Origin of the sequence: Pseudomonas sp. BF-RE-22, assembly GCF_019956155.1 — a bacterium.
Taxonomy (GTDB): Bacteria; Pseudomonadota; Gammaproteobacteria; order Pseudomonadales; family Pseudomonadaceae; genus Aquipseudomonas; species Aquipseudomonas migulae.
Genome location: NZ_JAHBDD010000041.1, coordinates 24,548 through 39,231 on the forward strand (window position 1 = coordinate 24,548; position 14,684 = coordinate 39,231).

General features: G+C 61.3%; 10 protein-coding genes. 1 reads left to right on the plus strand and 9 read right to left on the minus strand.

The window, feature by feature from the left end; translation table 11 throughout:
* Positions 1–74 precede the first annotated feature (74 nt).
* The 7 genes from KGA82_RS19550 to KGA82_RS19580 form a co-directional block, all read right to left on the minus strand.
* Positions 75–1,715 carry a BatD family protein gene (locus tag KGA82_RS19550; protein WP_223451958.1) on the minus strand — a complete coding sequence of 547 codons (1,641 nt, stop codon included), beginning with the start codon at positions 1,713–1,715 and terminating at the stop codon, positions 75–77.
* Positions 1,712–3,454 (minus strand): VWA domain-containing protein, encoded by a 1,743-nt coding sequence (locus tag KGA82_RS19555; RefSeq protein ID WP_223451959.1) that lies wholly within the window; start codon positions 3,452–3,454, stop codon positions 1,712–1,714. Before KGA82_RS19555 ends, KGA82_RS19550 begins: the two co-directional genes overlap by 4 nt.
* Positions 3,451–4,530: a vWA domain-containing protein gene (locus KGA82_RS19560; protein WP_008042895.1), complete on the minus strand. Its 1,080-nt coding sequence runs from the start codon at positions 4,528–4,530 to the stop codon at positions 3,451–3,453. Before KGA82_RS19560 ends, KGA82_RS19555 begins: the two co-directional genes overlap by 4 nt.
* Positions 4,523–5,017: a DUF4381 domain-containing protein gene (locus tag KGA82_RS19565; protein ID WP_008030120.1), complete on the minus strand. Its 495-nt coding sequence runs from the start codon at positions 5,015–5,017 to the stop codon at positions 4,523–4,525. The genes KGA82_RS19560 and KGA82_RS19565 overlap by 8 nt, the downstream gene beginning before the upstream one ends.
* Positions 5,014–5,958: a DUF58 domain-containing protein gene (locus tag KGA82_RS19570; protein ID WP_008042897.1), complete on the minus strand. Its 945-nt coding sequence runs from the start codon at positions 5,956–5,958 to the stop codon at positions 5,014–5,016. The genes KGA82_RS19565 and KGA82_RS19570 overlap by 4 nt, the downstream gene beginning before the upstream one ends.
* Positions 5,959–5,963: 5 nt before the next feature.
* The gene (locus KGA82_RS19575; protein ID WP_008030123.1) at positions 5,964–6,923 is read right to left on the minus strand and encodes an AAA family ATPase; all 960 of its coding nucleotides are present in this window, start codon (positions 6,921–6,923) and stop codon (positions 5,964–5,966) included.
* A gap of 276 nt (positions 6,924–7,199) precedes the next feature.
* Positions 7,200–7,553 (minus strand): hypothetical protein, encoded by a 354-nt coding sequence (locus KGA82_RS19580; protein WP_223451961.1) that lies wholly within the window; start codon positions 7,551–7,553, stop codon positions 7,200–7,202.
* Between the two features lie 503 nt (positions 7,554–8,056).
* Between KGA82_RS19580 and KGA82_RS19585 the strand changes: the two genes are divergently transcribed.
* Complete coding sequence (locus tag KGA82_RS19585) at positions 8,057–12,961, plus strand: NAD-glutamate dehydrogenase (RefSeq protein WP_223451963.1); 4,905 nt, start codon at positions 8,057–8,059, stop codon at positions 12,959–12,961.
* Positions 12,962–13,078: 117 nt separating this feature from the next.
* Here the strand turns inward: KGA82_RS19585 and KGA82_RS19590 are convergent, their stop codons facing one another.
* Positions 13,079–13,789: an ATPase gene (locus tag KGA82_RS19590; protein ID WP_223451965.1), complete on the minus strand. Its 711-nt coding sequence runs from the start codon at positions 13,787–13,789 to the stop codon at positions 13,079–13,081.
* Positions 13,790–14,014: 225 nt separating this feature from the next.
* Positions 14,015–14,425: a cupin domain-containing protein gene (locus KGA82_RS19595; protein ID WP_008030133.1), complete on the minus strand. Its 411-nt coding sequence runs from the start codon at positions 14,423–14,425 to the stop codon at positions 14,015–14,017.
* Positions 14,426–14,684: the final 259 nt, after the last annotated feature.

A 14,684-nucleotide genomic window follows, 5' to 3' on the forward strand; every position in this document is an offset into this window, starting at 1 on the left:
GCCGGATCGCTGTCGAAGGTTCTGACGTGACAGGGCGTCATCCGTAGGAATTTCGTCTCAACAGTCAGTGAGCGTTACTTCGGGTAGAGCGGTGGCAGGCCGCTGTCGCCGACCGGGTCTTGAACCCGCTCGGCAATCGGGATCGCCTTAATCGCGCGCCACAGTTCTTCACCCTGCCAATGCTGGCCGGTTTCGCTGTACAGCGCCCCGTTCAAACCATCCAGCGCGTCCGACAACGGCACGAATCGCGCCGCCATGTCGGCCAGGGTTTCCGGTTGTTGCCGGGCCCAGGCGTCGAGGGCCTGGCGGGTGGCGTGGGAGTCGTTGGCCTGACAGGCGCGCTTGAGGTCGTCGAGCACGGTACGCGGGCTCGGGCCGGTCTGGGCCGCGCGCAGGATCGCCGGTTGCGAGCGGGCACGCCACCAGAGGCCGAAACCCAGCAGGGTGGTGCAGGCGAGAATGACGGTGCTGAGTTTCCACCACCAGAGCGCTTCATTGTCGGCAGGGGAAATGACCAGCGGCGTGCCGGCCGGGGTATCAACCATCAAGCCCGGGTTGTTGGCCACTTGCAGCGTCCGCGCCGGCAGGCTGCTGTGTTCCAGATGATCTTCGAAGGTGTTCCACCAAACCACATCCACAGCCGGCAACTCGACGTTCCCCCGCTGCACAGGCACCAGTGCCTCACGGTCCTCGCGGCTGCCGATCAGGCCGCGCTCGCTATTCTGGTTGACCAGCACCGGCTGATCCGGATAGCGCCGCAAGCCGTTGACGTCGGTGGCCGGCAATGGCGGCAGTTGTGAACTGGCCAAACCTTCGGCTTCCAAAATCAGGCTGCGAGTCAGCGAGTCACCCACTTGCGTGTGATCCGGTTCCGGATTCCAGCTCTCGCTCAGGGTCAGGCTGCGGGCCGGCAGCCAAGGCACGTCAGCCGGGTAAGTGGCAGGTTTCGGCTTGACGGTCAGCGGCAGTTCGACCGAGCTGACACGCATCAATTTGCCGGATTTCGGCACCTGGGACTCGACGTCCTTGGCCGGCTGCGCGTCCACCAGCGTGGCGCTGAAAACCTGCGCCGGAATGGTCAACTGGCCGCTGTGTTGCGGGTAGATCGCGTAGCGCAATTCGATCACGCCATGGCGCAGGCCGTTGATGTCTTTTTCGTAAGTGCGCGACTCGCCCAACTGCTCGATGCGCGCATCGGGAATCTGCAGCGGAGTCAGGCTGCTGTCGTCATACAGCGACACGGAATGGTAGATGCGCAAGGTCAGGAGCGCCTGGGCCTGCACGTACACGCTGTTTTGATCGAGGCTGGCGTCGATGAATACCGGGGCCAGTTTTTGCGTGCTGTCCTGGGTTTCGCTCTCGACCACTTGCAAGGTGATCGGCTGGCTCTGCACATCGCCCAGTTGCAGCGACGGAATCACCACGCTGCCGTTCTGGCGAGGCAGCAGGGTGATGATCCAGCGGGTGGTGGCGCCGTTGCCGCCGTTAAGGGTCGTCAACTGGTTGACCTGGCGGGTGCCGCGCACTTCAAACAGCGGCTCCAGCGCCGTCAGGTCAGGCTTGCCGAACTGGGTGACATCGTTGGACTCCAGGGTCAGCTCGACCGTTTCGCCGGAGTTCAGGCGACTGCGGTCGACACTGGCGACCAGTTGCGCAGCCTGGGCCTGAACGGTCCAGATAAACAGTGCAAGCATGAAAGCGGTGAAGCGGGTCATCGGGTTTTTTCCTGATCCTGATGTTGCTGCTGTTCGTACCAGAATTTGCGCCTGAGCAATTCGCCCGGGTCGTCCGGGATCTTGCGCAGCCATTGTTCCAGCGCCTGGCGCTGTTCGCCATCGATGGTATCGCTGGCAGGGCGCAACGGCGGGGTGGTGCTTTGTTCGTCGCCCAACTCGCTGCCGGGCACCTCATTGGTGCCGGGGCGCGCCGGTGTCGTATCCGACTGTTCTGCGTCGGGTGCCGTCGTCTGGGCATCGGACTTCGGTTCGCCACTGTTCGACTGTTGGGTGGCTGCACCCGGGGGTGGCTCCTGCGGGGTCCCGGCCTCGTCGCCTTCGTTTTTGTCCGGTTCAACGGGTGCCGGCGTGTTTTTCTGCTTGATCAAGCTTTCCACCAAGGCCTTGTTGGTCTGCGCCGGGCGCAGATCCGGTTGCCGCTCCAGTGCCTGATCGTAAGCATCCAGCGCTGCTTCCAACTCACCGCCTTTGGCCAGGGCGTTGCCACGATTGTAGTGGGCGTGGGCATCATTGCCTTCGGCGAACCGCTGGGCGGCGCCACTGTAGTCGCCGGCCTCGTAGAGCGCCACGCCTTGCCATTGCCGATCCTGGAAATGCTGCGCGGCCTCGGCCGGACGCTTCTTTTTCAACAGATGCAGGCCTTGCTGGTCAGGGCGCAACCACAAGTCTTCGAAGTCGAAGTCGAAGGCATGGCTCGGCTGCGGCAACAGGAACAGCAGCGGCAGGCAGAGCAGCCAGCCGCGTCGCCCGGCGCAGGCCGCCAACAGCAACAGCGGCAACAACAGCCAATAACCCTGATCGGCCCAGCTATCGAGACGCAGGGTCTGGCCGTCATTGCGCAAGTTGCGCGGGCCATCGAGCAAGCCGAGGGCGCGCAGGTCGGCATCGTCCAGGCGCGCGTGGCGATAGCGCCCATCGAGGCCGTTGACGAACGCTTTCAGGTTCGGCTCGTCGAGGTGCGGCACCAGAATCGCGCCCTGATCATCCTTGAGGAAACTGCCGTCCTCCTGAGTGATCGGCGCGCCTTCGGCGGTGCCGATGCCGAGCATCAAAAACCGGGTCGCCTTGCCGTCGAGCGCCTGTTGAATGCCTTCGCGTTCCAGTTCGGTCAGGGACGAGCCGATCAGCAGAATCCGGCCGTCCCCCAGCGCGCCCTGATTCAGCAGCGCAAGGGCCTTGGTCACCGCGAGATCGGCGCGATGGCCGGTCTGGGGCATCAACGACGGCTTGAGCGCCTCAAGCAGATTGCGACTGGTAGACAGGTCATCCGACAGCGGCACCAGCGTGTGTGCGCTGCCGGCGTAGACGACGATGGCGGTCTGGGCGTCGCTGCGGTTTTGCAGCAGGTCGAACAGCTTGCGCCGGGCCTGTTCCAGTCGGTTTGGCGTCACGTCGGTGGCGAGCATCTCCGGGGTCAGCTCAAGGATCACCACCAGCGGGTCGGCGGGTTTCTGGCTGGCTTGCTCGACGCGCTCCCAGCTCGGCCCCAACAGCGCCAGAATCGTCAGCAGCCACGCCACACCGAGGGCGACCCACGGCAATTTGCTGTCGCGACCGTTGCCGCCACTGAGCAGCGCGGAATGAAAGGCCGGCGGCAGAATCATCTGCCAGCGCCCGGCGCGCTTCTGTCGATGCCAGAGTTGCCAGAGCAACCAGCCGAGCAGCGGCAACAGCAGCAGCCACCAGGGACGGAACCAGTAAGGCCACAGCGCACTCATCGGCGCCTCCGCAGGCGCAGGCGCTTGAGTCGCTGGCGCCAGTCAGGCAGTTGCGTTTGCAAGAACAGATCCTTGGTAAACAGGCGCTGCAACGGGTTATCCGGCCAGCGTTCGCGCGCCACCAGCAACAGGCTCAACAGCAGCGCCATCGCCAACGGCCAGTGATACAACGCCTGCGCCGGGCGGGCCTGGGTCGGTTGCTGGGTCACGGGTTCCAGTTGATCGAGGGTTTCCTTGATCGTTTGCAATTCCTTGCCGTCGCGAGCGCGGAAATACTGGCCGCCCGTGGCGGCGGCGATGGCCTTCAGCGCGGGCTCGTCGAGGTCCAGGCTCGGGTTGATGCCGAGGAATCCTGCGGTGCCGCTTTGCTCGGGATCGGCGCCGATGCCGATCGGGTAGATTTTCACGCCTTCCTTGGCCGCCAGCCGCGCGGCGGTCAGCGGGTCGATTTCGCCGCCGTTGTTGGCACCATCGGTGACCAGAATCAGCACACGGCTTTGCGCCGGACGCAGGCGCAGGCGTTTGAGCGCGAGACCGATGGCGTCGCCGATGGCGGTGTTTTTACCGGCGATGCCGATGCGCGCTTCGTCGAGCCAGACCCGCACGGTGCGCCGGTCAAACGTCAGCGGGGCTTGCAGGTACGCTCTGCTGCCGAACAGGATCAGGCCGACACGGTCGCCTTCGCGTCGCTCCAGAAAATCACCGAGCAAATGTTGCACCAGCGTAAGGCGACTGACCTCATCGTCCTGCCACTGCATGTCAGGGAAATCCATGGAGCCGGAAACGTCCACCGCCACCAGCAGATCACGGCCACTGGCGGCAATCGGCAACGGTTCGCCGAGCCATTGCGGGCGCGCTGCAGCGATCAGCAAAAACAGCCACAGCAGGATGAACGGTGCTTGTTGCCGCCAGGCTGGCAGGTTGGCCCGGGCACGGCGCCGGGCCAGGCCTTCGAGGTCACTGAGGAAACTGACTTTTAGCGCCGGTTCGCCGCTGTCGGCCACCGGCAGCACGATGCGCATCAACCACGGCAGCGGCAGCAGGGCGAAGATCCACGGCCAGGCGAACTCAAACATGTTTGCGAATCCACGTGTCGACGGCTTGGGTCAGGCCGGCGATGGCCTTGTCGTCGAGTTTGCATTCGGGTTTGTAGGCGCCTTCGACCAGTACCATCCAGCGCGTCAGCCCGGCGGCCGGGCAACGGTTGTCGAGAAACGCCAGCCATTTGCGCCCGTTGAGGGTGTGGCTCTGGCTGTAGGGGTAATGGTTGCGGCACAGGCGTTTGAGCAAGCCATTGAGTTGCTGCAGCCAGGCACCGGCCGGTGCGCCGTCGTAAGGTTTGGGCATCAGCGCCAGTTCGGCCAGTGCGGCGATGCGCACCGGGTCCAGCGGTTGTTCGGCGCGCACGATGGGGCGCTTGTTCGGCAGGAAACGCCGGGCCTTCCACAGGCCGAAGCCGATCAGCGGCAGTAACAACAGCAAAAACCACCAGCCCGGTGCCGGTGGCCAGAAGCCAATCGGCGGCGGGGAAATCAGCGGTTGCAGTTGATCGAGGCTGCTCATCGATATTTCCCCGGTTTTTGCGGGTTCAGGTACTCGCGCAGTTGTTCGACCATCTCGCTCTGGGTGCTCAGGGGCATCAACAACACCCGCAGTTTTTGCGCGAGCAATTCCCAATGGGCGATGCGCGCTTCGGCCTGGGCGCGGTAGGTCTGGCGCAGGTCGAAATTCAGCGTGTCGAGTTCCAGTTGCGCGCCGCGTTCGGCAAAGCGCAAAAGGCCGGCAGCGGGCAGGGCGTGGTCCAGTGGGTCGGACAGTGGCAGCAGCAACAGGTCGCAATGGCGCGACAGCAGGCTCAGTTGCTGCTCGGAACCCTCAGTCAGCGCGCGCTCGTCGCAGATCACGATCACCAGGCTGCCGGGGCGCAGCACCTCCCGGGCACGACGCAGGGCCAGGTTGAGGGCATCGCGGTTCTGCTCGCTTTCGGTATGCAATGACTGATTGACACGCACCAGGCGGTTGAGAAATTGCAGCAGGCTTTGTTTGCTGCGTCGGGGCTTGATTTCGTAGTGTTCGTTATCGCCGAACACCAGCCCGCCGACCCGATCGTTATGGCCAAGCGCGGCCCAGCCGATCAGGCTGGCGGCCTGGGCGGCGAGCACCGATTTGAACATCAGCCCCGAACCGAAAAACAGCCGCCGGCTCTGTTCGACCATGATGAAAATCGGCCGCTCGCGTTCTTCGTGGAACAGCTTGGTGTGCGGTTCCTGGGTTCGGGCGGTGACGCGCCAGTCGATGCTGCGCACGTCGTCGCCGGCCTGATAGACCCGCACCTGATCGAAGTCGACGCCACGTCCACGCAGCTTGGAGTGGTGCAGGCCGATCAGCGGGCTGCGCTGGCTCGGCGTGGAGAACAGCTGCACTTCACGCACGCGATGGCGCATCTCGATCAGCTCGGCGAGGCTGACGCGGATGCCCGGCTCGGGCGGCAGAATGACGTTCATCGGGGTCAAGCGACGGCTACGACGTCGAGAATCCGCTGGACCACCCGGTCCTGGTCGATGCCAGCGGCTTCGGCTTCAAAGGACAGAATGATGCGGTGACGCAACACGTCGAACAGCACCGCTTGAATGTCTTCCGGGCTGACGAAGTCGCGACCGGCCAGCCAGGCGTGGGCGCGGGCACAGCGGTCGAGGGCAATCGAACCGCGCGGGCTGGCGCCGTAGGCGATCCACTCGGCCATCTCCGGGTCGAACTTGGCCGGCGTGCGCGTGGCCATGACCAGTTGCACCAGGTATTCCTCCACGGCGTCGGCCATGTACAGACCGAGGATTTCCTTGCGGGCGGCGAAAATGGCCTGCTGGCTGACCCGGCGCTCCGGTTTGGTTTCACCGTTCAAGGCTTCGCCACGGGCCTGTTGCAGGATGCGGCGTTCGACGGTGGCGTCCGGGAAGCCGATTTTCACGTGCATCAGGAAGCGGTCCAGCTGCGCTTCGGGCAGCGGGTATGTGCCTTCCTGCTCGATCGGGTTTTGCGTGGCCATCACCAGGAACAGCGGCGACAGCTCGTAGGTGCTGCGCCCGACACTGACCTGACGCTCGCCCATGGCTTCAAGCAAAGCCGACTGAACCTTGGCCGGGGCACGGTTGATTTCGTCCGCCAATACCAGGTTGTGGAAGATCGGGCCTTGCTGGAACACGAAACTGCCGGTTTCCGGGCGATAGATTTCCGTGCCGGTGATGTCGGCAGGCAACAGGTCAGGGGTGAACTGGATGCGATGGAACTGGGCTTCGATGCCTTCGGCGAGTTCTTTGATGGCCTTGGTCTTGGCCAGGCCGGGAGCGCCCTCGACCAGCATGTGGCCGTCGGCAAGCAGGGCGATGAGCAAGCGCTCGATGAGTTTTTCCTGGCCGAGAATCTGCGTTGAAAGAAAGGTTCGCAGCGCGAGCAGCGCTTCACGATGTTCCATCGATGACTGTTCCTGGAAAGGGTGACCGAAGACGTTCGAATAACGCCAGGGCTGGGGGCGTTACTTTAATCTATCGCGGGGGGCGGCGACTAACGGCATTTTGTGCAAATGTGCGCAGGAGGTGGGTTATCGATGTTGTTTCGGAGAATGTGGCGATCTTGCGGACGCCTTCGCGGGCAAGCCTCGCTCCTACAGGATCAGGGTAGCCGCGATATTGCGGCCGGCCTAAACCTGTAGGAGCGAGGCTTGCCCGCGAAGAGGCCCGTCCAGGCAACATCAAATCTCGCTGATGTAAGTCCCGGTCCCCTTAAGGATGTTCTGCAAGGTTTCTTCCACTTCCGCCAGATCACTCGCACTCGTGCTGTGCGTAATCTCCAGCGAATCATCCCCATTCAACGCATCCGCATCCGCCGCCGCGATTTCGATCAGCAAGCGGGTAGGGCTCAGCGTCACTTTCACGCCGTCCAGCGTCGAAGGTTCGCCATCAAGGGTGATCTCCAGCTCGTCCTCGTCCGGGTAGCGGCTCATCAGGAACATTTCACCCTGATCGCTGTGGCAGGCGAGCATGGCCATGTTGTCTTCTTCCTCGTCACACGGGTTGACGATCAACAGGGCGGTGGTCATTTTCATGGGTATTTCCTGGCTCGGCGAGCGTTGTGAACACAACAAAAGGCAATTCTGCCAGCCCTCGGGAATTTCTGCTCGGCTGACTGTCAGAGAATGTGTCGTGAACATTCGGGGCGCTGCTGGTCATTTCTGGCACGAAGGTGCTGTAAATCCGGGCATAAAACGCCCAATTTCCTACACGGCTGCTAGTGTTGTCCGATACGCAGGGCGTTGGCTGCGTGCCGATGACCGAATATGTCGCAGCGCTGCAAGCACGGGCCTTGCCGCACTGGTTAAGCTGCGCAACGGATGAGCACCTGTAAAGACATTGCGCTGTCGATCTGCCAGTCGTTTTTGCAGATGCCCATTCATGGAAGGTGAATGTGACCTGAGTGTCTCGTCCAGCTTCACCCACCTGTCACCCTGTTTCCTCTGCCCGAGAATCAGGAACCGGGTGACGGATCGCCCCGAAAGGGGTTTTGCACGCGACGCTTCCATCAATAACAAGCCCAAGCGGAGTACCACAGATGGCGTTCTTCACCGCAGCCAGCAAAGCCGACTTCCAGCACCAACTGCAAGCGGCACTGGCGCAGCACATCAGTGAACAGGCACTGCCACAAGTGGCGCTGTTCGCTGAACAATTCTTCGGCATCATTTCCCTTGACGAGCTGACCCAGCGTCGGCTGTCCGACCTCGCCGGCTGCACCCTTTCTGCGTGGCGCCTGCTTGAGCGCTTCGATCACGCGCAACCGCAGGTTCGCGTCTTCAACCCTGATTACGAACGCCACGGCTGGCAGTCGACCCACACCGCGGTCGAAGTGCTGCACCACGACCTGCCTTTCCTGGTGGACTCGGTGCGCACCGAGCTGAACCGTCGCGGCTACAGCATTCATACCCTGCAAACCACTGTGCTGAGCGTGCGTCGCGGCAGCAAAGGCGAGTTGCTGGAAATCCTGCCTAAAGGCACCCAGGGCGAAGGGATCCTGCAAGAATCCCTGATGTACCTGGAAATCGACCGTTGCGCGAACACCGCAGAACTGAATGTCCTGAGCAAAGAGCTGGAACAGGTTCTCGGTGAAGTCCGCGTCGCGGTCGCCGATTTCGAGCCGATGAAAGCCAAGGTCCAGGAAATCCTGACCGGCCTCGACAACAGCAAATTTGCGGTCGACGGCGAAGAAAAAGCTGAAATCAAAAGCTTCCTGGAATGGCTGGTGGGCAACCACTTCACCTTCCTCGGCTACGAAGAATTCGTGGTTCAGGATGAAGCCGATGGCGGCCACATCGTTTACGACCAGAATTCCTTCCTCGGCCTGACCAAGCTGCTGCGCACCGGCCTGACCTACGATGACCTGCGCATCGAAGACTACGCCGTGAACTACCTGCGCGAACCGACCCTGCTGTCGTTCGCCAAGGCTGCGCACCCAAGCCGTGTACACCGTCCGGCTTACCCGGACTACGTGTCGATCCGCGAGATCGACGCCGACGGCAAGGTCATCAAGGAATGCCGTTTCATGGGCCTGTACACCTCGTCGGTGTATGGCGAGAGCGTGCGGGTCATTCCGTACATCCGCCGCAAGGTCGAAGAGATCGAACGCCGTTCCGGCTTCCAGGCCAAGGCTCACCTGGGCAAGGAACTGGCGCAGGTGGTCGAAGTGCTGCCGCGTGATGACCTGTTCCAGACCCCGGTCGACGAGCTGTTCAGCACCGTGATGTCGATCGTGCAGATCCAGGAACGCAACAAGATTCGCGTGTTCCTGCGCAAAGACCCGTACGGCCGTTTCTGCTACTGCCTGGCCTACGTGCCGCGTGACATCTACTCCACCGAAGTGCGCCAGAAGATCCAGCAAGTGCTGATGGATCGCCTGAAAGCCTCGGACTGCGAGTTCTGGACCTTCTTCTCCGAGTCCGTACTGGCCCGCGTGCAACTGATTCTGCGCGTCGATCCGAAGAACCGTCTGGACATCGACCCGCTGCAACTGGAAAACGAAGTGATCCAGGCCTGCCGCAGCTGGCAGGACGACTACGCCAGCCTGGTGGTGGAAAGCTTCGGCGAAGCCCACGGCACCAACGTGCTGGCGGACTTCCCGAAAGGCTTCCCGGCCGGTTACCGCGAGCGTTTCGCTGCGCATTCGGCTGTGGTCGACATGCAGCACCTGCTGAGCCTGAACGAAAAAAATCCACTGGTGATGAGCTTCTATCAGCCACTGGGTCAGGTCTCCGGCCAGCGCGAGCTGCACTGCAAGCTGTATCACGCCGATACCCCGCTGGCCCTGTCCGACGTGTTGCCGATTCTGGAAAACCTCGGCCTGCGTGTGCTGGGTGAGTTCCCGTATCGCCTGCGTCACAACAATGGCCGCGAGTTCTGGATTCACGATTTCGCGTTCACCGCCGCCGAAGGCCTGGAACTCGACATCCAGCAACTCAACGACACCTTGCAGGACGCCTTCGTCCACATCGTGCGTGGCGATGCCGAGAACGATGCGTTCAACCGTCTGGTACTGACCGCCGGCCTGCCATGGCGCGATGTTGCGCTGCTGCGTGCCTACGCACGCTACATGAAGCAGATTCGCCTGGGCTTCGACCTCGGCTACATCGCCAGCACCCTGAACAACCACACCGACATCGCTCGCGAGTTGACCCGGTTGTTCAAGACCCGCTTCTACCTGGCGCGCAAGCTGGCCACCGATGATCTGGAAGACAAGCAGCAGCGTCTGGAACACGCGATTCTGGCAGCACTGGACGACGTCCAGGTGTTGAACGAAGACCGCATCCTGCGTCGCTACCTCGACCTGATCAAAGCGACCCTGCGGACCAACTTCTACCAGACCGATGCACACGGTCAGAACAAGTCCTACTTCAGCTTCAAGTTCAATCCGCACCAGATTCCAGAGCTGCCGAAGCCGGTTCCGAAGTTCGAAATCTTCGTCTACTCGCCTCGCGTCGAAGGCGTGCACCTGCGCTTCGGCAACGTGGCTCGTGGCGGTCTGCGCTGGTCTGACCGTGAAGAAGACTTCCGTACCGAAGTCCTGGGCCTGGTAAAAGCCCAGCAAGTGAAAAACTCGGTCATCGTGCCGGTCGGCGCGAAGGGCGGCTTCCTGCCGCGTCGCCTGCCACTGGGCGGCAGCCGTGACGAGATCGCGGCCGAGGGCATCGCGTGCTACCGCATCTTCATTTCGGGCCTGTTGGACATCACCGACAACCTGAAAGACGGCGCACTGGTACCGCCGGCCAACGTCGTGCGTCATGACGACGATGACCCGTACCTGGTAGTCGCTGCGGACAAGGGCACTGCAACCTTCTCCGACATCGCCAACGGCATCGCCATCGACTACGGTTTCTGGCTGGGTGACGCGTTCGCCTCCGGTGGTTCTGCCGGTTACGACCACAAGAAAATGGGCATCACCGCCAAAGGCGCGTGGGTTGGCGTACAACGTCACTTCCGCGAACGCGGCATCAATGTCCAGGAAGACAGCATCACCGTGGTTGGCGTCGGCGACATGGCTGGTGACGTGTTCGGTAACGGCTTGTTGATGTCCGACAAGCTGCAACTGGTCGCTGCGTTCAACCACCTGCACATCTTCATCGACCCGAACCCTGAACCGGCGAACAGCTTCGCCGAGCGTCAGCGCCTGTTCGATCTGCCACGTTCGGCATGGTCGGATTACGACACCAGCATCATGTCGGAAGGCGGCGGGATCTTCTCGCGCAGCGCGAAAAGCATCGCGATTTCCCCGCAGATGAAAGAGCGCTTCGACATTCAGGCCGACAAGCTGACCCCGACCGAACTGCTGAATGCCTTGCTCAAGGCACCGGTAGACCTGTTGTGGAACGGCGGTATCGGTACTTACGTCAAAGCCAGCAGCGAAAGCCACGCCGATGTCGGCGACAAGGCCAACGATGCGCTGCGCGTGAACGGCAACGAACTGCGCTGCAAAGTCGTGGGCGAGGGCGGTAACCTCGGTATGACCCAATTGGGTCGTGTCGAATTCGGCCTCAATGGCGGCGGTTCCAACACCGACTTCATCGATAACGCCGGTGGCGTGGATTGCTCCGACCACGAAGTGAACATCAAGATCCTGCTGAACGAAGTGGTTCACGCCGGTGACATGACCGACAAGCAACGTAACCAGTTGCTGGCGAGCATGACCGACGAAGTCGGCAACCTGGTGCTGGGCAACAACTACAAGCAGACTCAGGCCCTGTCCCTGGCGGCCCGCCGTGCCTTCGTGCGGATTGCCGAATACAAGCGCCTGATGAACGATCTGGAAGGCCGTGGCAAGCTGGATCGCGCCATCGAGTTCCTGCCGTCGGAAGACGCGATCAACGAACGCCTCGCGGAAGGCCATGGCCTGACCCGTGCCGAGCTGTCGGTGCTGATCTCCTACAGCAAGATCGACCTCAAGGCGCAGTTGCTGGACTCCCGTGTACCGGACGACGACTACCTGACCCGCGACATGGAAACCGCTTTCCCGCCGACACTGGTGAGCAAGTTCTCCGAGGCCATGCGTCGTCACCGTCTGAAGCGCGAGATCGTCAGCACCCAGATCGCCAACGATCTGGTGAACCACATGGGCATCACCTTCGTTCAGCGACTCAAAGAGTCGACCGGCATGAGCCCGGCGAACGTGGCCGGTGCGTACGTGATCGTGCGTGACATCTTCCACCTCCCGCACTGGTTCCGTCAGATCGAAGCCCTGGATTACCAGGTTTCCGCTGACGTGCAACTGGAGCTGATGGACGAGCTGATGCGTCTGGGCCGTCGCGCTACGCGCTGGTTCCTGCGTGCCCGCCGCAACGAGCAGAACGCTGCCCGTGACGTTGCACACTTCGGTCCGCACCTGAAGGAGTTGGGTCTCAAGCTCGACGAACTGCTGAGCGGCGAGATCCACGAAAACTGGCAGTCCCGTTATCAGGCGTACGTCGAAGCCGGTGTGCCGGAGTTGCTGGCGCGCATGGTGGCTGGTACTTCGCACCTGTACACGCTGCTGCCGATCATCGAGGCCTCCGACGTGACCGGCCAGAACCCTGCGGACGTGGCGAAAGCTTACTTCGCCGTGGGCAGTGCGCTGGACGTCACCTGGTACCTGCAACAGATCAGCGCTCTGCCGGTTGAAAACAACTGGCAGGCCCTGGCCCGTGAAGCGTTCCGCGATGACGTCGACTGGCAGCAACGTGCGATCACCATCTCTGTCCTGCAACAGGGCGGCGGCACTCAGGATGTGGAAACACGCCTGGCGCTGTGGATGGAAGAGAACGAAAGCATGATCGAACGCTGGCGCGCCATGCTGGTGGAAATCCGTGCAGCGAGCGGTACTGACTACGCGATGTATGCGGTAGCCAACCGTGAGTTGCTGGACCTGGCGTTGAGCGGCCAAGCGGTGGTGCCTGCCGCTGCTGTCACCGCCAGTGCCGAGCTGGAACCGGCGGCCTGATCAGTCGCTGAATGAAAAAGCCCCGCATTGAGAGATGCGGGGCTTTTTTTTGTTTGAATGTTTTGTGGTGTTTGGGTGGGCCCCATCGCCGGCTTGCCGGCGATGGGGCCATCCGCCTCAATACAACTTCAGAACTGATGTGTTATCAATCATCGACACTTTATCTGTCGGCCCGGTCAATAAATTACTGAGCGACTGGTCAAACTTCTGCAATGCCCGAACTTGCACATTCTGCTGTTCATTAATGTCCGCCACGATCTCTTCGCTGCGTTTATAGTCCGCCCACACCGGGCTCAATGCTTTGGCATCATGCCCTTGTGCAGTCCCGATGTAATTGAAGTTGGCATCATAAAAGTCCACACTTACATCGGCCTTGATGTCCGAACTGCGTGAGGTGATCAATTGGCTGCGGGTGTCGACAATCGCAACCACGTCCGGTTTCGCCGCCCTGAGGCTTTGCATGTCCGGGTACACCGTGACCGAGCCGAACTGGCGCTGCAACGAGGCCTTGACCCAATCCACCGCCAGATCGGGTTTTGAGGTGGCGACATAGGCATCATGTATCGGTTGCACCAGCAGGCTCTGGCCGAAACCGGTGCCGGCATTGGCCTGATAGTCCTGCAGGTAGGCACGGTTGGTCTGGGTGTTGCGGCTGTAGACGATACCCAGCGAGACCTGACCGCCGTTGGCGACATGGGTGGCGTTGCTGCGGCCGACGGGTGCGCTGAAGAGACCGTCGAGTGAAGAAACTGCCGTCGGTGCAGTGGGAATTGAGCAGCCGGTTAAAACAGCGGCAAACGACAAGGTGCTGACAAGTGCAAGTTTCATGGGTGTCTCTCCAGTGAAACAACTTGAATCGGAAGTTAAAGTTGCCGGTGTCGGCAGTGACTTCAGACTAAACCTGTGGCGGCTGAATGAAATAGCCAATTCATGAACTTGTCAGGTGGCCAATAGTATTGTTTGGTTTAAAAGTTGCCGGTTAATTGCGTCGGGCAATAAACAGGCCCGAACTTTCGATTCGGGCCTGTTTATTTATGGCTGTACGTTCAGCTATCAGTTTTCCAATGGGATCAGCACTTTCTCGTCGGGGGACAACACCATGAACACCAGGAGTTTGGCCGGCTTGGTTGCGCTGGCATTTTTCGAGACCAGATGCTCCGAACCGGCGGCTTCATACCAGTACTCGCCAGCCTTGTAGGTTTTCGGTTGCTCGCCTTTCACCTGGGAAGTGATCGAGCCCGAAATCACATACGCCATTGCGGTGCCTTCGTGCTTGTGGGCGATGGAGGACTGGCCCGGCTTGTAGTCGACTTCGATCATCAGCGCCTTTTTGCCCGGGACGTTCTTCAGTACTTCATCTTGCAGAATCGTGACTTTTTCCGAAGGATCATGGGCGAATGCCGAGGCAGAAACGCTCAGGGCGAGGACGGCAAGCGGGGTGGCCAATAAACGCAAAACTTTCATGATTCATCACCTGCGGGGGGTTAGTTGTCGCAAACAACGTTAGTCCGCCAGTGACCGCAATCAAACAGCCAATTCGGCAGAAGGTCAGGGGACCAATCCGGATTTACGCAAGGCAATGCAAAACCTGTAGGAGCCTGCTTGCTGGCGATCGCATCATCGCAGTGCATCAGGCACACCGCGGTGAATGGATCGCCGTGTAGGAGCCGGCTTGCTGGCGATAGCATCACCGCGGTGCATCAGGTACACCGAGGTGATGCTA

Coding starts and splice junctions, on each gene's coding strand:
- KGA82_RS19590 (WP_223451965.1), bottom strand. CDS start 13,789: ATGAAACTTGCACTTGTCAGCACCTTGTCGTTTGCCGCTGTTTTAACC.
- KGA82_RS19560 (WP_008042895.1), bottom strand. CDS start 4,530: ATGTTTGAGTTCGCCTGGCCGTGGATCTTCGCCCTGCTGCCGCTGCCG.
- KGA82_RS19575 (WP_008030123.1), bottom strand. CDS start 6,923: ATGGAACATCGTGAAGCGCTGCTCGCGCTGCGAACCTTTCTTTCAACG.
- KGA82_RS19570 (WP_008042897.1), bottom strand. CDS start 5,958: ATGAACGTCATTCTGCCGCCCGAGCCGGGCATCCGCGTCAGCCTCGCC.
- KGA82_RS19565 (WP_008030120.1), bottom strand. CDS start 5,017: ATGAGCAGCCTCGATCAACTGCAACCGCTGATTTCCCCGCCGCCGATT.
- KGA82_RS19580 (WP_223451961.1), bottom strand. CDS start 7,553: ATGAAAATGACCACCGCCCTGTTGATCGTCAACCCGTGTGACGAGGAA.
- KGA82_RS19550 (WP_223451958.1), bottom strand. CDS start 1,715: ATGACCCGCTTCACCGCTTTCATGCTTGCACTGTTTATCTGGACCGTT.
- KGA82_RS19585 (WP_223451963.1), top strand. CDS start 8,057: ATGGCGTTCTTCACCGCAGCCAGCAAAGCCGACTTCCAGCACCAACTG.
- KGA82_RS19555 (WP_223451959.1), bottom strand. CDS start 3,454: ATGAGTGCGCTGTGGCCTTACTGGTTCCGTCCCTGGTGGCTGCTGCTG.
- KGA82_RS19595 (WP_008030133.1), bottom strand. CDS start 14,425: ATGAAAGTTTTGCGTTTATTGGCCACCCCGCTTGCCGTCCTCGCCCTG.